This window comes from uncultured Idiomarina sp., assembly GCF_964010655.1.
Classification (GTDB): domain Bacteria; phylum Pseudomonadota; class Gammaproteobacteria; order Enterobacterales; family Alteromonadaceae; genus Idiomarina; species Idiomarina baltica.
The window spans coordinates 1-24,347 of sequence record NZ_CAXGLS010000038.1 but is presented as its reverse complement, the minus strand read 5'-3'; the positions used below and the strand labels follow the sequence as shown (position 1 = coordinate 24,347).

The 24,347-nt window shown below is 49.6% G+C and carries 25 protein-coding genes and 1 tRNA gene; 20 read left to right on the top strand and 6 right to left on the bottom strand.

The features are described from left to right. Positions 1-175 precede the first annotated feature (175 nt). The 5 genes from ABNS04_RS09655 (at position 176) to ABNS04_RS09635 (ending at position 5,596) form a co-directional block, all read left to right on the top strand. Complete coding sequence (locus ABNS04_RS09655) at positions 176-1,750, top strand: ABC transporter permease (protein ID WP_272977873.1); 1,575 nt, start codon at positions 176-178, stop codon at positions 1,748-1,750. Beyond that, the gene (locus tag ABNS04_RS09650) at positions 1,737-2,369 is read left to right on the top strand and encodes an ATP-binding cassette domain-containing protein (RefSeq protein ID WP_272977874.1); all 633 of its coding nucleotides are present in this window, start codon (positions 1,737-1,739) and stop codon (positions 2,367-2,369) included. The genes ABNS04_RS09655 and ABNS04_RS09650 overlap by 14 nt, the downstream gene beginning before the upstream one ends. Continuing rightward, positions 2,362-2,976, top strand: a complete 615-nt coding sequence (locus tag ABNS04_RS09645) for a CDP-alcohol phosphatidyltransferase family protein (RefSeq protein WP_272977875.1) — start codon at positions 2,362-2,364, stop codon at positions 2,974-2,976. Before ABNS04_RS09650 ends, ABNS04_RS09645 begins: the two co-directional genes overlap by 8 nt. A gap of 4 nt (positions 2,977-2,980) precedes the next feature. Further along, a complete protein-coding gene (locus ABNS04_RS09640) occupies positions 2,981-3,766 on the top strand; it encodes a sterol desaturase family protein (protein WP_006954840.1) in 786 nt (261 codons plus the stop codon). A 216-nt stretch (positions 3,767-3,982) separates the two neighbouring features. Further along, positions 3,983-5,596: an EAL domain-containing protein gene (locus ABNS04_RS09635; RefSeq protein WP_272977876.1), complete on the top strand. Its 1,614-nt coding sequence runs from the start codon at positions 3,983-3,985 to the stop codon at positions 5,594-5,596. An 11-nt stretch (positions 5,597-5,607) separates the two neighbouring features. On the opposite strand, the gene ABNS04_RS09630 is transcribed toward ABNS04_RS09635, so the two are convergent. The 6 genes from ABNS04_RS09630 to flgA all read right to left on the bottom strand — a co-directional run bounded on the left by ABNS04_RS09630 (position 5,608) and on the right by flgA (position 9,074). Further along, a tRNA-Arg gene (locus ABNS04_RS09630) sits at positions 5,608-5,684 on the bottom strand. A 55-nt stretch (positions 5,685-5,739) separates the two neighbouring features. Beyond that, positions 5,740-6,924 (bottom strand): flagella assembly protein FlgT, encoded by a 1,185-nt coding sequence (locus ABNS04_RS09625; RefSeq protein ID WP_006954842.1) that lies wholly within the window; start codon positions 6,922-6,924, stop codon positions 5,740-5,742. A gap of 66 nt (positions 6,925-6,990) precedes the next feature. Beyond that, positions 6,991-7,458, bottom strand: coding sequence for an LPP20 family lipoprotein (locus ABNS04_RS09620; protein WP_272977877.1), 468 nt, complete (start codon positions 7,456-7,458; stop codon positions 6,991-6,993). Positions 7,459-7,521: 63 nt separating this feature from the next. Continuing rightward, positions 7,522-7,926: a flagellar export chaperone FlgN gene (gene flgN, locus ABNS04_RS09615; protein ID WP_006954844.1), complete on the bottom strand. Its 405-nt coding sequence runs from the start codon at positions 7,924-7,926 to the stop codon at positions 7,522-7,524. A gap of 17 nt (positions 7,927-7,943) precedes the next feature. Continuing rightward, positions 7,944-8,279, bottom strand: coding sequence for a flagellar biosynthesis anti-sigma factor FlgM (flgM, locus tag ABNS04_RS09610; RefSeq protein WP_006954845.1), 336 nt, complete (start codon positions 8,277-8,279; stop codon positions 7,944-7,946). Between the two features lie 93 nt (positions 8,280-8,372). After that, positions 8,373-9,074, bottom strand: a complete 702-nt coding sequence (gene flgA / locus ABNS04_RS09605; RefSeq protein WP_006954846.1) for a flagellar basal body P-ring formation chaperone FlgA — start codon at positions 9,072-9,074, stop codon at positions 8,373-8,375. A 159-nt stretch (positions 9,075-9,233) separates the two neighbouring features. On the opposite strand from flgA, the gene ABNS04_RS09600 reads away from it, so the two are divergent. The 15 genes from ABNS04_RS09600 to ABNS04_RS09530 all read left to right on the top strand — a co-directional run bounded on the left by ABNS04_RS09600 (position 9,234) and on the right by ABNS04_RS09530 (position 24,214). Further along, positions 9,234-10,181 carry a chemotaxis protein gene (locus ABNS04_RS09600; protein ID WP_040487708.1) on the top strand — a complete coding sequence of 316 codons (948 nt, stop codon included), beginning with the start codon at positions 9,234-9,236 and terminating at the stop codon, positions 10,179-10,181. 16 nt (positions 10,182-10,197) lie between these two features. Next, complete coding sequence (locus ABNS04_RS09595) at positions 10,198-11,037, top strand: protein-glutamate O-methyltransferase CheR (RefSeq protein ID WP_006954848.1); 840 nt, start codon at positions 10,198-10,200, stop codon at positions 11,035-11,037. Positions 11,038-11,091: 54 nt separating this feature from the next. Continuing rightward, complete coding sequence (gene flgB, locus ABNS04_RS09590) at positions 11,092-11,496, top strand: flagellar basal body rod protein FlgB (RefSeq protein ID WP_006954849.1); 405 nt, start codon at positions 11,092-11,094, stop codon at positions 11,494-11,496. Positions 11,497-11,506: 10 nt separating this feature from the next. Beyond that, on the top strand, positions 11,507-11,959 hold the full coding sequence (gene flgC, locus ABNS04_RS09585; RefSeq protein ID WP_006954850.1) for a flagellar basal body rod protein FlgC: 453 nt from the start codon (positions 11,507-11,509) through the stop codon (positions 11,957-11,959). Positions 11,960-11,972: 13 nt separating this feature from the next. Continuing rightward, a complete protein-coding gene (locus ABNS04_RS09580) occupies positions 11,973-12,656 on the top strand; it encodes a flagellar hook assembly protein FlgD (protein WP_006954851.1) in 684 nt (227 codons plus the stop codon). 15 nt (positions 12,657-12,671) lie between these two features. Further along, a complete protein-coding gene (flgE, locus tag ABNS04_RS09575; RefSeq protein WP_006954852.1) occupies positions 12,672-14,072 on the top strand; it encodes a flagellar hook protein FlgE in 1,401 nt (466 codons plus the stop codon). 151 nt (positions 14,073-14,223) lie between these two features. Continuing rightward, the gene (gene flgF, locus ABNS04_RS09570; protein ID WP_006954853.1) at positions 14,224-14,967 is read left to right on the top strand and encodes a flagellar basal-body rod protein FlgF; all 744 of its coding nucleotides are present in this window, start codon (positions 14,224-14,226) and stop codon (positions 14,965-14,967) included. 21 nt (positions 14,968-14,988) lie between these two features. Beyond that, positions 14,989-15,777: a flagellar basal-body rod protein FlgG gene (flgG, locus tag ABNS04_RS09565; protein WP_006954854.1), complete on the top strand. Its 789-nt coding sequence runs from the start codon at positions 14,989-14,991 to the stop codon at positions 15,775-15,777. Between the two features lie 29 nt (positions 15,778-15,806). After that, on the top strand, positions 15,807-16,466 hold the full coding sequence (gene flgH / locus ABNS04_RS09560; protein WP_242603653.1) for a flagellar basal body L-ring protein FlgH: 660 nt from the start codon (positions 15,807-15,809) through the stop codon (positions 16,464-16,466). A gap of 36 nt (positions 16,467-16,502) precedes the next feature. Then, positions 16,503-17,585, top strand: coding sequence for a flagellar basal body P-ring protein FlgI (locus ABNS04_RS09555; protein ID WP_083773240.1), 1,083 nt, complete (start codon positions 16,503-16,505; stop codon positions 17,583-17,585). After that, complete coding sequence (flgJ, locus tag ABNS04_RS09550) at positions 17,566-18,543, top strand: flagellar assembly peptidoglycan hydrolase FlgJ (RefSeq protein ID WP_272977878.1); 978 nt, start codon at positions 17,566-17,568, stop codon at positions 18,541-18,543. The genes ABNS04_RS09555 and flgJ overlap by 20 nt, the downstream gene beginning before the upstream one ends. Positions 18,544-18,638: 95 nt before the next feature. Beyond that, positions 18,639-20,696: a flagellar hook-associated protein FlgK gene (gene flgK, locus ABNS04_RS09545; RefSeq protein WP_272977879.1), complete on the top strand. Its 2,058-nt coding sequence runs from the start codon at positions 18,639-18,641 to the stop codon at positions 20,694-20,696. Positions 20,697-20,702: 6 nt separating this feature from the next. Continuing rightward, positions 20,703-21,917 carry a flagellar hook-associated protein FlgL gene (flgL, locus tag ABNS04_RS09540; RefSeq protein WP_272977880.1) on the top strand — a complete coding sequence of 405 codons (1,215 nt, stop codon included), beginning with the start codon at positions 20,703-20,705 and terminating at the stop codon, positions 21,915-21,917. A gap of 399 nt (positions 21,918-22,316) precedes the next feature. Beyond that, complete coding sequence (locus ABNS04_RS09535) at positions 22,317-23,477, top strand: flagellin (protein WP_272977881.1); 1,161 nt, start codon at positions 22,317-22,319, stop codon at positions 23,475-23,477. A 365-nt stretch (positions 23,478-23,842) separates the two neighbouring features. Further along, positions 23,843-24,214, top strand: a complete 372-nt coding sequence (locus ABNS04_RS09530) for a four helix bundle protein (RefSeq protein ID WP_272977882.1) — start codon at positions 23,843-23,845, stop codon at positions 24,212-24,214. Positions 24,215-24,347 lie beyond the last annotated feature (133 nt).

Genomic DNA, 24,347 nt, shown 5'->3' with positions numbered 1-24,347 from the left:
TTTTTCCTATCAGTGGCCGCACAACGCAAAAAGCTGATTTATCGGGCTGGGGCGACCCGACAGTATTGGATATAGCGCTACCCGATATGCCGGCGATGTTGCCAGTCGCGGCGGAGTTTCATGTCAGTTGGCAAGCCTATTTAGAGCAACAGTGGCAACAACGATATCCGCGCTAATGATAAGTCGTATGGTGCGCGTAGCGATAGCATTGCTGTGGTTAATACTGCCGTTGGGCGTTGTGCTCTGGCAAAGCACAACGGCGTCTTTTGAAGGGGCGTTGAGCGATGCATTCAGGGCGTTGAGCGGTAGTGCTTGGCTGACATTCGCGGTGACGTTGATAACCAGCCTGATAGTACTTTTTGGTGCCCTTGGCTTGGCTCGGGGTAAGCGCCTCAGTGCGACGTGGGCGAGCTTTATTGCCGTCCCCCATGTTGCGTTCGCCATTGGTCTATTATGGCTCGTGAGTCCGTCGGGTTGGTTAGTGCGTATCGTCGACGCGTTATTACCCATGTGGCAAGGGCCCTTACAGTCCAGTTGGCTCAGTAGCAAAAGCGCCTTTACCCTGATGGTGGTGTTAGTGCTCAAAGAACTACCATTTTTAATACTAATGACGCAGGCGAATGTTCAACAAATGCCCGTTCTACGCTGGCAACAGCAAGCACAGGCGTTAGGTTACAGTCGCCGCAGGTTTTGGTGGTTGATAGTCGTACCCGCTTTACTTAGACGAATCCGTTTGCCGCTTTACATCATTGCCATTTACACCGTGTCTGTGGTCGACATTCCATTGCTCGTTGGGCCTAACGCGCCCGCACTTTTGGCACAGGCAGTGTTTGAGCTTAACTGGCAGTTTAATAGCAATACGCAAGGATTAGTCCATTGGGGTTCGTTGCTTTTGGTGCTTGTGGCTATAGTCACCTTAGTCGTGCTACGTGTCGTCGAATGGATACTGCAGCGTTGGCTTAGCTCCCTTGCTGCAAGCGGAAAGCGGACACCCGTCGCTCAAACCACAGGTAAACGTGCGGGTCTACCTTGGTTTTGGGCGGGATTGGCAGTCATTATTTTTATAAGTTTATTACTGCAGTCAGTTCAGCAGTCGTGGTTTTATCCGTCCTTGTGGCCGCAGGGTTGGCAATGGTCACGTTGGCTCGCCGAATGGCCCTATATCGCACCTTTGCTTTACAACACTTGGATACTCGCCGTACTAAGTGCCACGCTAGCTTGGTTGTCAGCCGTCGCACTATTGGAAGTGCAGGCGCAACGTCAGCAACATCAACTGCACGTTGGCTGGCTGGCAATGCTGATGGTTCCGCAATTAGTTTTGGTTTTGGGCTGGCAACAGACCATTGGGCCCGATAGCGGGTTGATTGGGTTGTTATGGTCTCATACTGTGTTTTGTTTTCCTTATGCGTACTTAACATTGCACGGGGCTTACCATGCGTACCCTAGACGGTGGCTCTGGCAGGCGCGCAGTCTGGGTTATGGTCCTTGGGCGGCATGGTTTAAAATATTAGTTCCCATGTTAAAGCGACCATTAGCTTTAACATGGGCGATGGCATTTTCGATCAGTGTAGCTCAGTATTTACCAACTCAATGGCTGGCACCGGTGACCCATCCTACATTGACGACTGAGGCTGTCAGCATTGCGTCGGGCGGGGATTGGCGACTCGGTAGTGTCTATGCCCTGGCACAATGGGCGAGTGTTTGGATCGTATTCATGTTGGCTTTATGGGGGACACGTGCTCGAAATTAATCATCTCACTATGGTGTTTAAATATCATCAGTTAGTGATTCCATCGCTGACTGTATCAGCCGGTGAAGTACTGACGCTGACAGGTACGAGCGGTATTGGTAAATCAAGTTTATTACAGTGGATACTGGGTGTACCGCAACCTGACATCACGATTGAAGGTCAGATCAAACTCAACGGCGAGGATGTAGGAGCGTTACCCATTGAACGCCGACAGATAGGGTTAGTGACACAGCAAGTGGATTTATTTCCGCACATGACCGTCGAGCAAAATCTATTGTTTGCACTCGCTGCTAAGCAGGGTGATGATGCAGCGCGGCACGACTGGGTAAAACAAGAGCTCGATTCGGTTGCACTCGCGGACTACGCCACGGCCTACCCAACGGAGCTCAGTGGTGGTCAAGCAGCCCGCATTGCCTTGTTACGCAGTCTTGCATCGGCACCCAAGAGTATACTGCTTGATGAACCCTTTTCAGCGCTCGACGTAAAACTAAGAAAGACCATACGCGATTTTACTTGGACAACGCTGACAGCAGCCAGCATGCCTGCCATCTTGGTGACGCATGACGTACAGGATGCCCCCGGCAACATCGTCAACTTAGAAGATTACTACTATGATTGATCGCTACTTGATTCCGCCATTGCATCGGTTGCTCAATAAGCCCGGACAATGGATCGCTGCGCGTTCTATAACGGCGAATCAAGTGACCCTAATAGGGTTTATTATAGGTATGTTGGCACTGCCACTACTCGCCGTGGGTGCGTTTGAGCTGGGGCTTATCGCTATTTTATTTAATCGTATTGCAGATGGGCTTGATGGTGCCGTTGCTCGGTGTACTGAAGCAACCGATGCGGGTGGTTTTTTAGATATCGTCTTGGACTTTATTTTCTATCAAGCGGTGGTGGTCGGGTTTATTTTAAATAGTCCACACGAGCACCTGTTACCTGGACTCTTCTTAATGTTGTCTTTCGTTGGCACTGGCACCAGCTTTTTAGCCTTTGCCGTGCAGGCGTCTAAACGGGGGGGGGACAACCCGCATTATCCGAACAAGTCGATGTATTACATGGGCGGACTTGCCGAAGGTTTTGAAACCTTCGCAGTTTTTATTGTGTTGTGTTTACTGCCGCAGCACTTTGGCATTATCGCTTGGTTGTTTGGCGGGGTGTGTTGGGTGACGACGACAACACGTATTTGGGCCGGCTTTAAAACGCTCAAGGCATACGAGTAAAACGATGGAAACATGGATTCGATTAAGCATTTTTCTCGCTGTACTGGCACTCATGCTTTTATGGGAAGCAAGACAGCCTAAACGTGTAGCGCGAGTGAGTCGCTGGCATCGTTGGCGCAGTCATCTTGCTCTGATCCTCACGTCCAGCGTGCTCATGCGCTTAGTTGCTCCAGTTGGCTTAACAGGGATTGCTTTATGGGTCACTGAAAACAACTGGGGCGTGTTTAATCAATTTGAGCGACCATTGTGGCTCGCCATTGCTTTGGGTCTAATTGCACTGGATGTTGTACTGTATTGGCAACATCGAGCGTTCCACCGTATACCATGGCTATGGCGTTTGCATCGGGTACATCACGCAGATCCAGACTTTGACGTGACTACTGGGGTGCGCTTTCACCCGATTGAGATGTTGCTCAGCTTGGCCATTAAAGCCGCCACGATCACCTTACTGGGTATACCGGCGAGTGCTGTACTGATATTCGAAATAACTTTAAACGCTTGCTCGTTGTTTAATCATGGTAATGTGCAGCTACCTCCAAAGCTCGAATCGATTGTACGTAAAATTCTTATTACTCAAGAATTACACCGTATTCATCACAGTAGTCTTAAACGCGAGACGAATAGTAATTATGGCTTCAGTGTAGTCTGGTGGGACTGGCTATTTGGTAGTTACACCGATCGAGCGAGCGCGGGGTCTGATCACGTCGATATTGGCTTACAAGCGTATCGCAACGAAAAACAGAACACACCTTATATCGAGTTAATAAAGCTCCCATTTTACAAAAATTAGCAACGCTTGCGTAAGCTTTCATAAACATGATACTCATAGCAAAACAAGGAAGGTTTAAAACACACGATACTCTAAGTAAAAAAACAACGTATGAGTATGATATTAAGACTAGCGTTGCCTATTACAAACAGTGCTACTATTAATTAAGAAACATTAAGCAAATAGTCGTGAGTCTCTTTTTAATTATGTGTAAAAAATGAGCTAAAGGAATAGTTTATGCACCAAACGTGTGAGCGTTATGAGATTTTTGATAATAGTCGCATCGCCATCGTCATTGTCGACAGCGACCGTATTGTCACGTTCGCAAACCAAGGTGCTCAAGATCTACTGGCAAATAAAGTCGATATTGGTAGGCAGCTTGGGGTGCACCTCCCAAATGATGATAAACAGTTTTTTTCAAGTTCCTTTCAGCCCAATGAAATAAGCGGACAGCCTATTTATTATTGCGCCATTGCCGTGACCGATAACGGTGAGCGCCACTTCTTGATTTATCTTCATCCGTTTAATATGAAATTAAGCGGCACTGAGCATTTGCCGTTTTTGGCACAGCATGACCCATTAACCGGCTTACCTAACCGTAATCAGTTTATAAAACGTCTTCAGCGGCACTGCTCATCAGACGCCGGAGAAAAAGCACTCACCGCGGTTGTATTTATTGATTTAGATGGATTCAAAGCGATCAACGATAGCTTAGGTCATGAAATGGGCGATAAGCTATTGCAAGTCGTGGCAGGGCGGATTCGGAATCAGTTGCGTAACTCCGATACGTTAACGCGATTAAGCGGTGATGAGTTTCTCATTATTCTTACCGGTTTAGAAGCGCGCCAAGATGCAGCAACGGTGACACAGCGTATCCTCGATGACCTTGCCCGACCGTACAAAATTGACAGTACTGATCTCTACATTACCGCAAGTGCTGGATTGACCTATTGTCAAGATCGCACGGCACGCGCAGAAATCATGATTCAGCAGGCCGACATTGCCATGTTTGAAGCTAAGCGCGCCGGCAGAAACACCTTCCAGTGGTTCGATAAAGCGCTCAATGATGAGGTGAACCGAGCACTATTAATTCGCAACACCGTGCAAAAAGGTCTCGATAAGCAACAATTTCATTTGGTCTATCAACCTCAAATTTGCCTTGAAGCAGAGACGGTCTGTGGCATCGAGGCACTAGTACGCTGGCGCCATCCCGATATTGACGGCTTATCGCCCGCCGAGTTTATCCCCATCCTCGAGAGTTCTGGCCAAATTATCCCGCTCAGTTATTGGATCATGCGCCAGGCTTTTAGTGATTGGCACAAAATAAAGCCTTACTTAGCTGAAGGAGCGCGTGTATCGGTGAATGTCTCAACGGTTCATATTTCACGTTCGGACTTCATGGAACAACTTGAGCGCGTCATGTTGGAGACAAACATCAAGCCCAGTGATATTAAGTTAGAAATCACCGAGTCAATGATGTTACGAAACGCGCAAACGGCTGTCGCGACGCTCGACAAATTAGCCGATAAAGGAATCGCGATCGCGCTGGATGATTTTGGTACAGGCTTCTCAAACTTGAGATACCTCACGCAAATGCCTATTTCGGACGTCAAGCTCGACCGTAGTTTTATCCGTGATATTGATACCCATAAAGCAAATCAAGCGATAGTGAGAGGTATCACCAGTATGTCTCATGAGCTAGGGCTTAAGATTGTTGCTGAAGGCGTGGAAACAATATCGGAAAAGGCAGAGGTCAAAAAACTTCAGGCAGACATTATGCAAGGTTATCTTGAAGCAACACCGCTGCGGTTTGAGCCGCTCATTGAGTTTTTAACAAAGCGTCATCAATAATTCAGTAAACCTGGCGTCCCCGGCAGGAGTCGAACCTGCGACCTGCCGCTTAGGAGGCGGCTGCTCTATCCTGCTGAGCTACGGGGACAACCGAGTGAGCTGGCAAAGTATGCCAGACTCAGATTAAGCTTTCCAGCCAACCACTATCTCGAACTCGTGTTTTTCGACACGGCGGGGATCACCCAATCGTTAATCTGCACATTGGTTAATACATCTGTATTGTCGAGAGAGGCGACTGCACTATCAGGCTGCACCTGTTCAACCGTAACGGTAAAACGACTGACCTGCCAGCGCTGACGAAAATGCCCCTGCGCGTCGACATAGTTGCTAGGATGAACCACCTTTAATGTGTCACCGACCTTCACCCCATGCGATGAGCCCAGGTTGACCTGGATCTTTTGCCGGTCATGCCAAACAACTCGACCACGCGTGGGTTTACACTGCACTTGCATCTGTATCCCTGTCGCCAGCTCTTCTAAGGATGAGGCAAGTGAGACACCAAATGGTGCGTTCCAAAACGTATTAGTCGCGACATCAACCTGAGCATTACGCGAGAACGTCCAAGGTTCAGCATCCTCGACGCGTGCGCGAGTAATGAGTTCGCCACTCATTGCGTCGAGCAAATACAGGGTGAGAGAAAAATGCCGTGTTGGTTGCTGATCGAATACGCCCAAGAATGCGTTGTTTTCGGTCACCGAAAGGTCGTCAAAAATACCTAAAATGACAAATTGACTGTCATTGGCGTACCCAATCTGGCGTCCGATACGACCGACTTCATTTAAGTTAAGTCCATCCAGTGCTGCCTGAAGTCCGGCATGACGTTTTAATGTATGAGTGACAAAAAGTTGCTCGCTTTGTCGAGCGATATCCCGTGCAAGATGCTGAGCCGCCACTTCACCCAAGTCCCACACCTGTCCGTACGCAGCATGTTCACGATTCGAAAATTCGAATGGGGCAATAGTGACACCGGCTTTGTAGCGTTGACCAGCACAACTGTCCTGATTAGACCAAATCTCGGTTTGAACGAGCACGAATACGCGACCATCTCGGGTTTCTTCACGCAAGACTTCAACTCGTTCAAGCTCTCCGGAAGCCGCGAGTTCAGTTTCTTGGTTTTGTATGACACCGTTAACAACCAGTTGATTCGAACGAATCGTACTTCCGGTCATCATCAACGCTTGCTGGAGTGCGTTCTCAATGGCCTGATCCCGAGCTGCCTGAGTATCTCCTCCCACAATGCGAGCACTACCTTCCACCTCAATGACACGGGCAAACACAGGGAGTGTCATAATTCCGACGATAATGCCAATAATCAACGTACGCAGCATAGAAAAACCTTTAATCAATGACCCTCAAGGGCTGTGTGATTAAAGTAAGCAAGAATTAGACCAGAATTAGTAGTAGACCACACGTTTAATGGTTTGCTTACGACTCGTACTCTCGTACAACTGATGCACCTTCGCAAAATCAAGACGCAGCTCAGTGGCATAATAATCGCCTACTGTGTAGGTTCGTACGACCTCAGCTCCGCGGATAACACCATCAACCGATGCTTGAAATTGGTCGTTGCCCAGCGACCAGTTTTGCACTGAGGTCTTGCCGGAAATACGTTGACCATAAACTTGCTCGGCGAGCTCGCGATAGGCTTCGAGCTTGGATGCGCGCATTGCGGCGAGGTCTTTATGTTGAGGCGTTTCGCCAGGTTGCGCATCGATGGGGGCAAACCCCGTTGCCGTTAACACAGGAAAAGTATCGGGTGTTTTAGTTTCCCACTCAACGTATTGTTGGTCATGCACTAAACTACAACCGGATAGCGCCACCAACGTAGAAAATACGAACGCAATTGATGCTGACCGCTTCATACAAACCTCGTTAGAACCCATAAAGGATGATTACAAAGGTTAACGGCAACAGCGTAGAATTCTTTAGCGAATACGACCTTTAGAATCGTAAGTGACGGTATCGCCGCGGGCTTGGGAGGCATGACGAATAATCGTTTGCTTAAGCTGCTCGATATTAGAGAGTGTGCGGTTAACAACCTGCTCGTTAACATCGCTTTGCTGTTTTACACGCGCCAGCAAGTCATTAATGGTACGCATCTGAGCAGCGAGCTCGTCGTCAGATTGAAGTAACGATTTATCAGGATGTTGCGCGATAAATGCGTCGTACTCTTGTAGTTGCTCAACAAGCGTCGCTTTGATGTCTGTCAATTCGGCTACGCGCGCATGCTCGCGCTCAACTACGGCGGTCAATTCATGGTGCTGACACTCGCGCAACTGTTCGAGCGTTTGTGTCATTAAATCGAGAACTTCAGTTAATGGGGTAGACATAAATGTATTACTGCGCCCTATGATTGTTTATCAGTATCAATAGAGTCGCCGAATAAGTCACCCTCAAACTGTGCCAGTTTTGACGCTAGGCGCTCAACGTCTACTTTATAGGAGCCGTTTTCGATTGCCGCTTTAATGCGGTCTACTTTCGCTTGATCGATGCCGCTACTGTTCATTGCTTTTTCCTGTAAAGCATTGATGTTTTTCGCTTCCGATGTCAACGACACCGACTCAGCACTTTTTTGCGTTGCGCTGTCGGTCTGACCATTACTGTTGCTAGACACTTGACGTTGTGTCTGTTTGGTGTCAATCGTATTGTTCTTAACACCGTTATTGTTGATATTAATTGCCATGATGAAACCTCATTAACTATACGTTCTCGATTTGTTATCGGCGTCGCGACACATAACTTTAGCTGAAAGTATAAAAAAACTACGTATATTTACCTACAAATTGACGGTAACTTCGTTTAAACCGGTCACTATCGCCTCTAACGACTTGTTTGAACGGACATTTTTCACGGCAACCGACTCACCTTGCAAGCCATCAGCAAGCGCTTCACCCGTCGCGGTAATTTTTAACGCTTTACTCTTAGCCACTATTGTAACCTGTTCTCCCTCGCATACAAGACATGTGTCACGCGCCTCAATGGCCTTACCCGCCGCAACTCGGCGCTTAGTTCGCGAGCCAATCAGCAACTGATTATCTTCAAACAGGTTAGCACGAACTTGACTGACATCGACTTCCACTTGGGTTAAGTCGGAGGCGGCAATTAAGTGCCCCGGTTGCATCGGGGTCGCGGCTGCCCAAACGGTCTTGTAGCGATAAATACGGACGGGCACGTAAGTGCGCCACGCCGGTTGCGACTGGCATTTAATTTCTACCGTGGTATAACGTTCCAAAGAAGAGTTACGCGCGAAGTCAACTTGAGGTTCGTGGGCACACAGTTTGGGCGTCATACGTGGATCAAGTGAATTCGCTACAACTTCAACCCGACCGCTATCGGGTTGGACAATTTGTTGGTTTACAAAATTATCCGCCATGGCTTGTAACTGTTTATAGTTGTAAGTGTCGGAATCCGCCATGGCGACCGATGAGGTCAATATGAGAAAAATCGAACTGATTATCTGCAAGGTTCGTACTATCATACCAACTCCGTTTAAAGTTTTTGGTGACTCAGGCCGACAACAACCGTAATGGGTTGTTTTAGTCGTCAATCGATTGACACAGCCGCCTGAGAAAGACGCTTAACGGTATTGCAAGCAAAGAACATGCCAGCGCATGAGGCGCGGCAAACAGGAGCACACATGGCCAGTATCCTCGACTCGGTGAATCAACGTACACAAATGGTGGGTCAAAACCGCCTTGAACTGCTGCTATTTCGATTAGCAGGAAATCAACGGTTTGGCATCAACGTATTTAAAGTACGCGAAGTGTTACCCTGTCCACGCCTGACATCGATTCCTCGCCGTAATCGACTCGTGCGAGGTGTCGCGCACATTCGGGGGCAAGCAATCTCCATCATTGATTTGAGTATGGCGACTGGCGGACCTGCAATTACCGATGTTGAAAATCGCTTTATTATCATTGCCGAGTACAACCGGACCGTACAGGGGTTCCTGGTCGGGGGCGTTGATCGTATTATCAATATCAACTGGGAAAACATCATGCCGCCGCCGAAGGGTACTGGGCGAGATGCTTATTTGACGGCCGTCACCGAGATAGAAGAAAAGCTCGTCGAGATTATTGACGTCGAACGGATTCTAGCCGACATCACGCCAGTCAATACGGATGTTAGTGACGAAGTTAAAAATCAACCGATTAATGTCTCGAAAGACAACCTGACGATTTTAATAACCGATGATTCCGCAGTGGCTCGTGGACAAATAAAGCGAGCGCTCGAATCATTGGAGATTCCACTAGAAGTTAAAAAGAACGGCAAAGAAGCGTTGGATTGGTTGAAAGAAAAAGCGCAAGAGGTGTCGGGTGATGTGCATCCACATGTTCCTGTTATCGTTTCCGATGTCGAAATGCCTGTTATGGATGGCTACACCTTAACTGCAGAAATAAAAGCCGATCCCCAATTGGCTGCGGTTCGTGTTATTCTACACACGTCGCTCAGTGGTGTGTTTAACCAAGCGATGGTGAAAAAAGTCGGTGCCGACGATTTCATCGCTAAATTTCATCCGGATGAACTCGCTTCGGCAGTTAAAAAGTGGCTCAATGAAGAGAATATTGTCGCTGATGTCGATTAATGGATTAATGCAGTAAATGACGAGTAATAAAGAACTCAACACAGCAGAGTATCAAGAGTTTAGACAGTTTTTAGAGCATCAATGCGGGATCGTATTAGGTGACAACAAACTGTATCTAGTTAAAAGCCGGCTATCACCGTTGATGAGCCGCTTTAGTATCGACTCGCTGTCAGAACTCGTCAAACGCTCAATGAAAATCAGCGAGCGTGCTTTACGATCCGCCGTGATTGATGCAATGACCACGAACGAAACGCTCTGGTTCCGAGACAGTTACCCATTTGAAATCCTCGCCAATCGCATTTTCGACGTGTATAAAAATGAAACCAGGCCGTTAAAAATTTGGTCGTCCGCTTGTTCAAGCGGCCAAGAGCCTTATTCTATCGCGATGACATACCTCGAATATAAAGCGCGCAACCCCGGTGCGCTAAAAGGCGGGATTAAAATCACTGCGACTGACATATCAAATAAGGTACTTGAACAATGTGCCAAAGCTGAATATGACAGTTTAGCTATCGTCCGAGGTTTATCTCCCGAACGACGTAAGCGATTTTTTGAAGACGGCGCTAAGCCCGGCGTTGCCGTACTTAAAAATGAAGTGAAGCAGTTTGTTCAGTTTCGTCATTTAAACTTGCTCGACAGCTATGCCTTGCTTGGCAAGTTTGATGTTATTTTTTGCCGAAATGTATTGATTTACTTTTCGGCGGCAATTAAACGGCAAATCATTGCCCAATTTAAGCAATCCCTCAATCCTAACGGCTACTTGTTTCTTGGTGCGTCTGAGTCGATATCTGGCTTAACTGACGACTTTGACATGATCCGCTGTAACCCCGGCATTATATACCAGCGCAAAAATTAAGCTTGGCATGAATCGTGCATTATGTTTCTCACCTAATACGTGGGAGACAAAATTATGGCACTCAGCATGGATAAGTTGCTCGGTATTCAGCAATACACGCTGGGTATTCGTACCCAGCGCGCCGAGCTTATTGCAAACAACATTGCCAACGCCGACACCCCAGGCTACAAAGCCAAGGGGCTCGACTTTCAACAAGCACTAGCACAAGCCCAACGTGGCATTCAGAGCCACTCACTCGCGCGTACCCACGAAAAGCATTTTTCGGTTGAAATCAGCCCACAAGGTCAAGAAAAGTTCCGCGTTCCCTCACAACCGGATACCGGTGATGGCAACACCGTCGATGTGCAAGTGGAACAAAACTTGTATGCCAAAAACGCATTGGAATACGAAATGACCATGAACTTCCTCAACGGCAAGATCAGTGGTGTCAAAAAAGCGTTAGGCAGTGGCCAAGCATAGGAACTAACCCATGAGTCTATTCAATATTTTTAACATCAGTGGATCGGCAATGAGCGCACAGTCCGTGCGCTTAAATACAACCGCCAGCAATTTAGCGAATGCCAACTCGGTTAGCAGCAGTATCGACGAAACCTACCGCGCGCGAAGCCCGATCTTTGCGGCAGCACTATCGGATGCAAGTGGCAAGTACCACGGCACCGAACTGACCAATCAAACTCAAGCCGGTCAGTCGGCAGGAGTCAAGGTCTTAGGCGTCGTGGAAAGCGATAAACCGCTGCAAATCGAATACGCCCCTAACCATCCGATGGCGGATAAAAACGGGTACATCTATCGCTCCAACGTCAACACGATGGAAGAAATGGCAAACATGATTTCCGCCTCGCGCTCGTACCAAACGAACGTACAAGTTGCGGATACTGCAAAAACCATGACTCAGCGCTTGTTGCGCTTAGGTCAAGGCTAACAGGAGATAACCGATGGACGGTGTAAGCAATAACTCCTATATCGATAGCATGCGCTGGCGACGAGAAGAAGGGGCGGAAGCCGCGGACCCGTCGGAACAGCAAAAGCTCGAGCAGGAGGACTTTTTTAAGCTACTGACCGAACAGCTCAACATGCAAGACCCGACGAAGCCCGTCGACAATGATCAAATGATCTCACAGATGACGAGCTTCTCAATGGCCGAAGGCATTAGTCAGCTTTCCAGTCAGTTTACTCAGTTTACCCAAAACATGAGTTCAAATCAGGCGCTGCAGGCATCGACCATGGTGGGCCGCGATGTGCTGGTGCCATCCAACAAAACCTTTGTTGAGTCGGGCGGAACTGCGACCGGCGCCATTGCGCTTGAGCAATCCGGCTATGGGACGAAGGTCACCATCAAGGATAAAGTGGGTCAGGTGGTTGATGTCATTGACCTCGGCGATATGTCGCAAGGGCTTCATGACTTTAGCTGGGATGGCACTAACTCAGCAGGCGAACCGGTCCCCGAAGGCGTGTATAGCATGACAGCACAAAGCACGATGGGGGGTGAGCGGGTCGAAGTGCCATTACAAATGCGTGCCAAAGTTCAAAGCGTCAGCATGGGCAACGGCGAGGGGGTTGTACTTAACCTCAAAGGCCTAGGCGGCATCAAATTTAATCAAGTTTCAGAGATAAGCTAACAAGCGAGGTGACTTATGTCATTCAATATAGCACTTAGCGGGATTTCATCCGCTCAAAAAGATCTGGATGTCACCGCGAACAACGTGGCGAACGTTCGTACGACTGGCTTTAAAGGTTCGCGCGCAGAGTTCGCCGACGTCTTTGCCAACAATATTTTCAGTGGCTCCGACCAACAGACCGGTAACGGTTCTGCGACCGCCTCTGTTGCGCAACAGTTCAGTCAGGGCACGCTTAACTTTACCCAGAACTCACTGGATATGGCGATAAGCGGTAATGGCTTCTTCGCGACCACATCAGGTATCGCGCAGCAAGACTTTACCTACACTCGTGCCGGCGCATTTAAACTTAACGATGACAGCTACATCGTTAACAACCAAGGCCGGTTCTTGCATGGCTTCCCAGTCGATAGTGCCAGCGGTGCAACTCAATCAACGTCACTTGCCGCATCCGGACCGATCCGTATTCCCGATTCAGCAGGTGCACCGTCAGCGACCGAAAACCAATACCAATCATTTAACCTTGATGCGCGTGCACCAGGTATTGATGTTAGCAATGGGTTTAATCCAGAGGATCCGACGTCGTACACCTCGTCCACCTCAACCACGATTTATGACTCCTTAGGTGAGTCGCATGTGATGACAACCTACTATGTAAAACGTAACGCGGCAGATGTCGGCGGTCAGGAAAACGTGTGGGATGTTTACAATACAGTCGATGGTCAAATGGTCGACACCAATCCATCACAAGGTTATACCGGTGCACCAAGCTATGAGCCTTCACCAGGCGATGGTGTTGATAATACCGTATCGAGCCAGCGTATCGTATTTGACCAAAGCGGTTCACCGGTGGGCGTGCCAAATCCAGGCGGCTATAACCTCGACAGTGATACTTTCCCACCGGCAAGCATCTCGCTAGCCAATGTGTTAAGTAATGGCGCAGATACCTCGCAAAACGTACAGATCTTCTACCGCGATCGTCTCGATCAAGGCGGAGACACAGCGCCCACTCAGTTCGCTTCAGATTTTAGCGTCAACCTACTTGAACAAGATGGTACAACGGTCGGTCGTTTAACCAACATCGACATTGCGGAAGACGGCCTGATTTCAGCGAGCTACTCAAACGGTGACGTCCAATACTTAGGCAAAGTCGCGTTAGTGCGTTTTGCCAACGAACAGGGTTTGACCCAGCTCGGTGATGCGTCTTGGTCAGAAAGTCAGTCGTCAGGTATCGCGACCTCGGGTGAAGCAAACTCAGGCGTCTTTGGCACCATCGAAGCTTCGGCACTGGAAAACTCAAACGTTGATTTGACCAAAGAATTAGTTGATCTGATTTCTGCACAGCGTAATTTCCAAGCAAACTCACGTTCGCTTGAAATCAATAACAGCTTGCAACAGAACATCTTACAGATTCGTTAATCAATGACGAAGGCTTGAGAGCATACAGTAAGGCTTGCTTCGGCAAGCCTTTTTTTATGTTGACCACCTATTTTGTAGGGGATGCCTTTATTTTGGCACGAACTCTGCATAGCTAGTACCCAGATGACAAATTTTTGGCTGGAGGTCAGCGATGGATAAAATGCTGTGGATTGCCATGAGTGGTGCTAACGAGAACATGAAAGCCGTCTCGGTACGCGCCAACAATTTGGCTAACACCAACACCACTGGATTTAAAGCAGATCTAGAGCAAGCTCGCTCAATGCAGGCCTTTGGTGAAGGACTGCCAACGCGGGTCTTTTCGATGACAGAAAGCCCGGGGCAAAATTTTGCCGAAGGCCCGATTCGCACTACCGGACGTAATCTTGACGTGGCTATCAACGGCCAAGGCTGGATAGCGGTCCAGGATGCCAATGGTAACGAGCGCTACACCCGCAACGGGAGTTTAGAAATTGACGCTGGCGGAATGTTGCGTACTTCATCAGGTGATCCTGTCATGGGCGACGCCGGTCCAGTGCTCATTCCAATGCCGATTGACTCGCTCACCATTGGTCGCAATGGCAATATCTCGATTCGCCCACAAGGTGCACCGGAAGACGCGAACGAAATTGTTGATCGAATCAAATTGGTTAACCCGCCGCTTAACAATGTTGAAAAGACCACGGATGGATACTTTGCATTAAAAGACGGTCAGCAAGCGCTGGCGGACGCTAACGTCAAACTTGAGGTGGGGGCGTTAGAGGGAAGCAACGTCAATGCAATTGGTGAAATGACGAGCATGATAGCGCTTCAGCGCCAATACGAAATGAACGTCAAAATGATGAAAACCGCTGATGAGAACGCTCAGCGTTCAGCAACATTGATGCGCATGAGCTAACGCGTGTCGAGGAGATAGATTATGAACCCCGCATTATGGATTAGTAAAACCGGACTCGACGCACAACAGCGCGACATTTCGGTGATTTCGAATAACTTAGCAAACGCCAGTACCGTGGGCTTTAAAAAAAGCCGCGCGATTTTCGAAGATCTACTCTATCAAAATATTAATCAACCAGGCGGCCAATCAGCGCAGGACGTAGAACTCCCCAATGGCTTGATGCTCGGTGCTGGTACTAAAGTCGTAGCAACCCAAAAATCCCATACGCAAGGTAATGTCCAGACGACCGATAACTCGCTCGACGTGATGATCAATGGCAAGGGGTTCTTCCAAGTATTGATGCCCGATGGAACCTTATCCTACACACGTAATGGTCAGTTCTCAGTAAACGAGGAGGGGACTCTGGTTACCTCGGGCAACGGTTATCCTATTGAACCTCAGATTCAGATCCCAGAAGACGCTATCTCACTAAGTATCTCACAGGAAGGGGAAGTCACCGTACGTCAGCCTGGTAATGCGCAAAACGCTGTTATCGGTCAGTTGAACCTAGCCAGCTTTATTAATCCCGCGGGCCTCGAGCCCATCGGACAAAACCTCTATAAAGAAACCGCAGTCAGCGGCGCACCACAAGAGTCCGTGCCCGGTGTCGATGGTGTCGGTAATGTGCGTCAGGGAATGCTAGAAACATCGAATGTGAACGTCACAGAAGAACTGGTTAATCTTATTGAAGCGCAACGGGGCTACGAGATGAATTCAAAAGTCATTTCATCGGTGGACCAAATGTTGAGCTACATTAATCAGCAGTTATAACGGTGGAGGTGAGTATGCGCCTGATTATCATGGCCGGGGTTTTAGTGACATTGGCTGCTTGCAGTAGCAACCAGCCAGCACCGATGCCGAATGACCCATACTACGCGCCCGTACTGCCCGAGGAACGTGCAGAACCGGTCGTACCGACGGGTTCACTGTATCAAGCGCAGTACTCCGATAATATGTATTCAGACATCAAAGCGCGTCGATTAGGCGACATTATTACGGTTACCCTTCAAGAGCGTACGACGGCGAGTAAATCGGCGAACGCACAGACCACGAAGGAGAGTAATGTTGACCTACCGGTACCTACGATCCTCGGGCAAGCGGCGACCATTAATGGCAACCCCATTTCTGCCAACTTAGGAGGAACGCGCGATTTTACCGGTGATGCAACCGCTGACCAGAGCAATAGACTATCGGGCGAGATTACCGTGACCGTGATTCGAACGCTGGCGAACGGTAACCTAATTGTGCGTGGCGAGAAATGGTTACGCATTAACACCGGTGACGAGTATATTCGGTTGACGGGTATTATTCGCCCACAAGATGTCAGCGCTGATAACACCATTCCGTCTACTCGCGTGGCGAACGCGCGTATCGAATACAGTGGCACCGGTAGTCTGGCTTCGACTCAAGAGCAAGGCTGGCTCACTCGTTTCTTTAACAGCAGTTATTGGCCGTTTTAACGGATAAGGAGACGCGCTGTGAACTTTCTTAAAGTGATGTTACTTGGACTTGCCATCATGGGTCAGTTAGTGCTGCCGGTGCAAGCATCACGCATCAAAGATATTGCCTCTGTCGCAGGCATTCGTTCAAACCAACTTATCGGCTATGGCTTAGTGGTGGGTCTACCCGGTACGGGTGAGCAAACACCTTTTACCGATCAGACGTTCCGAACCATGCTCGGCAACTTTGGTATCAACGTACCCCAAGGTCAGCGTCCAAAAATTAATAACGTGGCGGCCGTGGCTGTGCATGCCGAAATTCCCGCATTTGCCAAACCGGGTCAAAAAATCGACGTCACCGTATCCTCCGTGGGGAGCGCTGATAGCTTAACCGGCGGCACGCTATTGCAAACCTTTTTGAAAGGCGCCAACGGTGAAGTCTATGCTGTTGCGCAGGGTAGCCTTATTGTTGGCGGCTTGGGCGCAGAGGGCAGCGATGGTTCTAAAATTGTAATCAATACGCCTACCGTCGGCCGTATTCCGGGCGGCGCTATTGTCGAGCGTGAGATCCCCACCGCATTTGCGCAAGGCGACTACTTTACCTTTAATCTGCATGATTCCGATTTTACCACGGCCAAACGTGTCGCTAACACGATCAATGGTTTAGTGGGTGAGGGCATGGCGCAAGCCATTGATGCAACGTCGATTCGTGTTAAAGCACCGCGCGATTTAAGTCAACGAGTGAGCTACATGTCAACGCTTGAAAACTTGCAAGTTGAACAAGCGATGGCGGCGGCGAAAATTATAATCAACGCACGCACGGGCACAATCGTAGTGGGTCAAAACGTGGAGTTACGTCCAGCCGCGGTGGCACATGGCAACATGCAAGTGACTATCACCGAGGACATGCAAGTCGACCAGCCCAATCCGTTTGGTCAAGGTGATACAGCGGTCACCCCACAGAGTGTGGTCGATATACAGCAGGAAGATGCGCGGATGTTTGTGTTTAATCCAGGCACCACACTGAACGATTTGGTGCGAGCTGTAAATCAAGTCGGCGCGGCCCCTGGCGATATCATCGCCGTACTGGAAGCCTTAAAGCAAGCAGGAGCTATTTCCGGTGAGCTCATCGTTATTTAATACCGACGCCACTCGCTTGTATGACCTTGCGCCCAAAGCGCAAGGTACTGGAGCCGTGCTTGATAACCACGCGCTCGACAGTCTTCGTGAACAAGCCTTTGGTGACGATAAAGAGCAAGCCCTGCGCGAGGCGGCGAAACAGTTCGAAGCGATTTTCTTAAACATGGTCATGGGAAGCATGCGTAAAGCCAACGATGTGTTTGCGGAAGGCAACATGCTCAATAGCCGCTACACAAAGATGTACCGCGACATGTATGACCAACAACTCACGTCAGAATTATCAAATCAGGGGTCACTCGGACTCGCGGATCTGATGGTTCAGCAACTGAGCAAGCAAGGTGGATTTGATACGCAGCAACGGGTTGGCGCAAAACTCGATGACCCAAGAGCCGCGGTCGTGAATAATCGCTCCACTCGCTTAAGTGACCAAGGCGGGCGTCCTGTCGGGTTGTTTTACGGAGACACCCGGGTGAATACACTCAATATTGGTGATCAAGCACAACACATTTCCAGCCAAAATGACTTCATCGATGCTTTAAGACCACAAGCCGAAGCGGTTGCCAAAGAAACCGGCTTACCCGCCAAAGCATTGATCGCTCAAGCGGCGTTAGAAACAGGCTGGGGACAGCGCATGGTACCGGGACGGCATGGCGGCTCGAGTAATAATCTGTTTAATATTAAGGCTGATAGTCGTTGGCAAGGCGAACAGTCGCATGTAAACACTTTAGAGTTTGATGGCCACCAAGCCAACAAGCAACGCGCGGCATTTCGTAGTTACCAAAATATTGAGCAAAGTTTACACGATTATGCTAGTTTCATAACAGAACATCCGCGTTATCAACAAGCCGTCGCAGCGGCCGAGGATCCCGCCCAATATATCGAGCAATTACAGAGCGCGGGCTATGCAACGGATCCTAACTACGCCAACAAGGTTAAGTCCATTATGCAACGGTTATAAGCGGCAACTCATTGCCGCTTTACGTAATTTTACACTTAACTTTTTGCTGTCTCTGTCGATAACCGTAATAGACGAAGTATTAGGAGCGACCATTTATGGCGTCATTTGATTTATTGACCAAAGGACAAACTGCGGTTTTAGCGCATCAACGCGCACTCGCGATCACCGGGCAGAACATCAACAACATCAATAACCCGGACTACGTGCGTGAGCGAGCAGAGTATGTCAGTAATCCCTTTGGGGGCTTACGGGGTGTCGAATCGCGCCGCATGATCGACGAATACATTGTTGGTCAATTGAACCGCTCCCATATGGATGTCGCCTTTCAAAACGGTAAACTCGATCAAGCCGAGCCACTCGATTCACTGTTAGGAAACACTGAAAGCAGCATCAATAGTGCAGTGACCAGCTTCTTTAACAGTGTGCAAGATGCCAATAACGATCCCAGCTCATTGACCAATCGGCAAGTCGTGATCAGCGAAGCCGAGGGGTTAATGACACGCATGAGCGACTTTTCTCGTTACTTAAACGATCAAGAGAACATTGTGAACGAGCGTGTGCGTGACTCTGTTCAGCAGATTAACACCTTGTCGAAGAATATTGCCGAGCTCAATAATGAGCTCAAGTTCGGCTCATCTAACGTCAAAGGCTTTGATGCCAACTCACTGCGAAACCAACGCGACCAACAGCTAGAAGAGCTGTCTAAGTTAGTATCGTTTGACGTGGTCAAAAGCGATTCTGACGCGGTGCAAGTCAACTTAAAGAACGGCGTACCATTGGTCTTAAAAGATGGTCGTTATAATATGATCACGGCGAACAGCCAGCCGGATACCGGTCGCGTTGAAATTCAAATTGAGTCGACGAATAGCGCCGATCCCACCAAGTTTTATCTCAAGCCAGATCAGCTAGGTTCTGCGCTTGGTGGTTACATGGATTACCGCGATAATCAGCTGCTTCCCGCGCAACGTCGTATCGGTCAAATGGCGTTACGTATCGCCGACACCATGAATTCGCAAAACCAAAAGGGCATGGATCTCGACAACCAACTCGGGCAAAAACTGTTTGACCTCAGTAGCACCCCCGTGCGCGCTCTGGATTTTGAAGAAAACACCGGCAATGCCAATATTAATGTGGGCCTGTTAGAAGGTAACAGTGCCAAACTGACATCAGACAACCTGCTGATCACAAAAACCGGTGCCGACACCTTTACGGTGCAAGCCGCCGATAACCAAGGGCGTGCCATCAAAAATGCACCTGAAGTGACCATCAGTACCGCCGGCAATCCCAGCGCCATCGCTGTCGAAGAATATGGCGTTGAGCTGACCTCGGCGAATTTTAGCGCCGCAAGCGACGGCGATAAATTCCTCGCCAAACCGGTCGAAGACATCGCGGGCGATATTGGCGTGGCAATTAGCCGTCCAGAAGACCTAGCACTTGCAAAGCCGGTACGTGTCAGCGATGACCTTGAAAACCAAGGCTCGGCTAACATTGAATTGGAGTCTATCAATGGCACCAGTAACTTCTTCGATGCCGCTGGCAAAACACTCGCCGACGGTGCCCCAACCGGCGTCGCGGTCGATGCGGTCAACAGTGATGGCACGTTCGATGTAACGCTGAGTCGCAAAAATGGCAGTGACATCACATTAACGGGTTTAAGTGACCTTAAAAACCTAGCGCAGCAAGCCAACGACCAAGCGGCAGCCAACGGCAACCCGGCACCCTTTGCAGGGTCACCGCTCGACTACGATATCAGTATCAATGGTCAGCCTGCGGCGGGCGACAGCTATTCAATCGAATACAACACCGATGGCTTTGATGACAATCGCAATGGCGAAGCCTTTACCGAGCTACAACAAAACGCGCAGCTACGTCGTTCGTCAGCCGACAGCGACGATGCCAACATGACCTTCGCAGAAGGCTACTCGCGCGTGGTATCTGATATTGGTAGCTACGTTCAACAAACACGCTCGCGCCGCGATGCAGCGCAAGCCATCGAAGCACAAACACAAGCGATGTATGAAGCAAAATCAGGCGTCAATCTAGAAGAAGAAGCCGCCAACTTGATTCAGTTCGAACGCGCGTATAACGCCGCCGCTCGAATCATCACCGTCGCACAACGTACGTTTGACAGCCTGTTAAACGCAGTGGGGTAATAAACGATGCGTATTAGTACTAACTTAATGTTTCAACGTGGACTCGACTCACTACAGCGCTCCGAGAGCGCGCTGTATAAAGTGCAGCAACAGCTCACTCGTCAGACCAAAATACTGTCACCATCAGATGACCCGATTGCTAACTCGCAAGTCATGAACCTCAACAATGCGCTGGCGCAGAACGAGCAATTCATGCGCAACAGTACCAGCCTCGAGGCCAACTTACGCCAATCAGAGGCCAACCTCGATGGCGTAAACAGTGGCCTGCAACGCGCGCGCGAACTCGCCGTTGGCGTCGTGAATGGCAGTTATAGCGCCGACGATCGCAAAGCCGTCGCAAAAGAGCTACGCGCTATCGAAAAGCAATTGGTTGACCAAGCCAATGCCCGCGACGCACAAGGCGAATACATGTTCGCCGGCTTTCAAAGTCGCAAAGAGCCCATGCAATACGACGCGAGCACCCAAAGCTACCAATACGTAAGCGACCAAGGGGCGCGTAACATACAGCTCACCCCCAACCTCAAACTCGCCGCCAACGAACCCGGTAGCAAACCGTTTGCCAACGTATCACAACGCGTCGACATCAACGTCGAGAGCGGCCAAAACCTCGTCGGCGAACTGCGCGTAAGCAACCGCGAGCAATTCACCGACTTTACCGAGCAACAACAAAGTAACGGCAACCCACGCGACTTTAACATCAGCTTTGACGGCGCCGGCAACTACAGTATCGACGACACCAGCGGTAATAACCTCGCCAGTGGCGCCATTACCGATGGCAAAATCAGCTTTAACGGCATGGACATCACCCTCGCTGAAGACGCAAGCCCCAGCGCAAGCGATACCATCAAAATCAGTAATGGCGAACCCATCGGTCGTAACCCCATCACGCTAGTGAGCGATCTCGCCGCCGCACTCGAAGGCAAAGGCACCAACGGCCAATGGGAAGACGAAGCCAGCTGGGCGCTCGACGATCTCAACAAAGCCATGGACAACGTCGTTGGCACCCAAGCCGACATCGGCACCCGCATGAACGTCATGGAATCCGCGCGCACCCAACTCCGCGATGCCGACGTCGTGAACCAAACCGCCCGTGCCGAACTCGCCGATGTTGACTACAACGAAGCCGTCACCGAACTAGTCAAGAACGAAACCCTATACCAAGCATCACAACAAGTGTTTTCGCGTATCAATCAACTAAGCTTGTTTGATTACGTCCAATAAACCTTGAGCTTGGATGCGGGCTGCACCCGCAGGCTGTGATGGCGCTCGCTGCGCTTGCGCCAGGCCTTGCTTGCCTGTACTTCGCACGGCAAGGCTGTGTAAGAGCAAAATAAATGCGGGCCCTCGCTCGTACACAGCCTCGCGCCGCGAAGCGGACGCGAACAAAGCCTGCGGCAAGCGCAGCGAGCCGCATCCAAACCTGGCGGCGAAGCCGCCATCCCCACTAAAAACCCGCGCTAAAAAAAATTAAAATTTTTCCTAAAGGATCCCAACCCCCCGCCGATACCCCTTGTGAGAGGAAATTTTAACCAGGCAAAAAACAAGCCTACCCTTCCTCCAGCTTGGCGACACAATATTGGTAACACCAAGCTTTTGTATCAAACTAAGGGAGCATGAAAAATGGCTTTATACGTAAATACTAACGTCAGCTCGATCAATGCACAGAATCAGCTGGTAAAATCAGGCAACTCGCTTGACCAAGCTTTCCAACGTTTGTCGTCAGGCCTCCGTATTAACAGCGCGGCAGACGACGCAGCTGGTCTACAAATCTCAAACCGTCTGACCTCACAGGTCAACGGCCTAAACGTAGCCACCCGTAACGCAAACGACGGTATCTCACTTGCTCAGACCGCAGAGGGTTCATTGCAAGAGTCTACTAATATTTTACAGCGTATGCGTGAATTGGCACTACAGTCATCGAATGGTTCTAATTCGCAGGCCGACCGCGATGCGCTTCAAAAGGAAGTATCGTCCTTGCAGACCGAGCTTACGCGGATAGCTGACACAACGGCATTTGGTGGTCAAAACATCTTGGATGGTTCTGTTGCTAGTCTTGATTTTCAAGTTGGTTCTGAGGCAAATCAGACTATTAGCTTGGACTTAGGAGATTTTGCAGCGGACGCGCTAGGTGCAAAAGACGGTACAGCAATAAGTGGCTTGGATTTTGAACAAGCTAAGATAGGTGCGGTCGATGAAACATTGACGTTAACAGTTGATGGCAATAACACCGAGATCCAAATATCCAAAGGTGATGGCTTCGAGGATTATGTTGAGAAATTTAATGATGCAGCCAATGATCAAGGAGTATATGCGAGGATTGATGGTAGTGGAGACATTCAGTTTTATGCCGATGCAGACGTAACGGGAGCGACAACTGCGACCATTACGAGTAGCGATAAAACAAACGGGTCATTTTCGGGAGCTACGGCAGGAACTGCCGGCAGTGTAGTAACTGGGGCTATTGTTGGAGCAGTGGATGGAATTGATATCAGCTCAGCAGCTGGAGCTCAGAGTGCAGTTGGTTCAATTGATAACGCGATAGCACAGATCGACGATAAACGGGCAGACTTCGGTGCATTCCAAAACCGTATGCAGAGCACGATCTCTAACTTGAGCTCAATCTCTGAAAACGTATCAGCTGCACGTTCACGTGTACGTGATGCGGACTTTGCGGCAGAGACTGCTAAGTTGACTCAGGCGCAGATCATTCAGCAGGCGTCAACTACTATCTTGGCGCAGGCGAACCAGCGTCCACAGGCTGCATTGTCACTGTTGGGTTAATCCTTTACTGGAAAACCAGCGACGGCTTAAACAGTCTTACGCAATACAAGCGGCTCCTTCGGGGGCCGTTTTTTTTGCTCTGAGGTTGGATGCGGACTGCGCCCGCAGGCTTTGATGTTACTCGCTACGCTCGTAACAGGCTTTGCTTGCCTGTGCTTCGCACGGCAAGGCTGTGTACGAGCAGCTTGTGCACAGCCGCATGGCGCGAAGCGCACATGCACACAGCCTGCGGCAAGCGAAGCGAGCCGCATCCCGACCTGGCGGCGAAGCCGCCATCCCCCCTCAAAAATCTCACACCACAATCATCCACAAATTCAAAAACCATCCCCTAAACTGCAATAACCCCTCACAACCCAACACAAATAATGAATTATCAAAAACTCTGGCTTTGGCAGCATTCCCTTGATATTGCCATCGATATAATGGAAACCTTCCAGCACAGCAAAAATTTCAGTTTTAAAGACCAGGTATTCCGCAGCGCCATTTCGATACCCAGTAATATTGCCGAAGCTATGACACGAGACACACCCGCTGACCGGCGAAGAATCCTCTATTACGCTATCGGTTCATGCGCAGAACTCGATACACAATTGCAGATAGCTTTACGATTAAAGTGGATTGAGGCAAAGCAGCGAGAACAGTGGCGTCGGGCGCTACGACAGATTTATGTTGGACTTCACCGACTTCGCGGGAAACTGGAGCAAAGCCGGGATGCGAGCTACGCCCGCAGGCTATGATGTTACTCGCTCCGCTCGTAACAGGCTGTGCACGTGTCGCTACGCTCCACGTGGCCATGCACAACCCGCTCGTACAAGGCCTCGCGCCGCGAAGCGGACGCGAACAAAGCCTGCGGCAAGCGCAGCGAGCCGC

Coding starts and splice junctions, on each gene's coding strand:
- flgC (WP_006954850.1), top strand. CDS start 11,507: ATGAGTCTATTCAATATTTTTAACATCAGTGGATCGGCAATGAGCGCA.
- ABNS04_RS09640 (WP_006954840.1), top strand. CDS start 2,981: ATGGAAACATGGATTCGATTAAGCATTTTTCTCGCTGTACTGGCACTC.
- ABNS04_RS09600 (WP_040487708.1), top strand. CDS start 9,234: ATGGCCAGTATCCTCGACTCGGTGAATCAACGTACACAAATGGTGGGT.
- ABNS04_RS09645 (WP_272977875.1), top strand. CDS start 2,362: ATGATTGATCGCTACTTGATTCCGCCATTGCATCGGTTGCTCAATAAG.
- ABNS04_RS09580 (WP_006954851.1), top strand. CDS start 11,973: ATGGACGGTGTAAGCAATAACTCCTATATCGATAGCATGCGCTGGCGA.
- flgH (WP_242603653.1), top strand. CDS start 15,807: ATGGCCGGGGTTTTAGTGACATTGGCTGCTTGCAGTAGCAACCAGCCA.
- ABNS04_RS09625 (WP_006954842.1), bottom strand. CDS start 6,924: ATGCTGCGTACGTTGATTATTGGCATTATCGTCGGAATTATGACACTC.
- flgF (WP_006954853.1), top strand. CDS start 14,224: ATGGATAAAATGCTGTGGATTGCCATGAGTGGTGCTAACGAGAACATG.
- flgA (WP_006954846.1), bottom strand. CDS start 9,074: ATGATAGTACGAACCTTGCAGATAATCAGTTCGATTTTTCTCATATTG.
- ABNS04_RS09555 (WP_083773240.1), top strand. CDS start 16,503: ATGTTACTTGGACTTGCCATCATGGGTCAGTTAGTGCTGCCGGTGCAA.
- ABNS04_RS09635 (WP_272977876.1), top strand. CDS start 3,983: ATGCACCAAACGTGTGAGCGTTATGAGATTTTTGATAATAGTCGCATC.
- flgE (WP_006954852.1), top strand. CDS start 12,672: ATGTCATTCAATATAGCACTTAGCGGGATTTCATCCGCTCAAAAAGAT.
- ABNS04_RS09655 (WP_272977873.1), top strand. CDS start 176: ATGATAAGTCGTATGGTGCGCGTAGCGATAGCATTGCTGTGGTTAATA.
- flgM (WP_006954845.1), bottom strand. CDS start 8,279: ATGGCAATTAATATCAACAATAACGGTGTTAAGAACAATACGATTGAC.
- flgG (WP_006954854.1), top strand. CDS start 14,989: ATGAACCCCGCATTATGGATTAGTAAAACCGGACTCGACGCACAACAG.
- ABNS04_RS09620 (WP_272977877.1), bottom strand. CDS start 7,458: ATGAAGCGGTCAGCATCAATTGCGTTCGTATTTTCTACGTTGGTGGCG.
- flgN (WP_006954844.1), bottom strand. CDS start 7,926: ATGTCTACCCCATTAACTGAAGTTCTCGATTTAATGACACAAACGCTC.
- flgL (WP_272977880.1), top strand. CDS start 20,703: ATGCGTATTAGTACTAACTTAATGTTTCAACGTGGACTCGACTCACTA.
- ABNS04_RS09530 (WP_272977882.1), top strand. CDS start 23,843: ATGAATTATCAAAAACTCTGGCTTTGGCAGCATTCCCTTGATATTGCC.
- flgK (WP_272977879.1), top strand. CDS start 18,639: ATGGCGTCATTTGATTTATTGACCAAAGGACAAACTGCGGTTTTAGCG.
- ABNS04_RS09595 (WP_006954848.1), top strand. CDS start 10,198: ATGACGAGTAATAAAGAACTCAACACAGCAGAGTATCAAGAGTTTAGA.
- flgB (WP_006954849.1), top strand. CDS start 11,092: ATGGCACTCAGCATGGATAAGTTGCTCGGTATTCAGCAATACACGCTG.
- ABNS04_RS09535 (WP_272977881.1), top strand. CDS start 22,317: ATGGCTTTATACGTAAATACTAACGTCAGCTCGATCAATGCACAGAAT.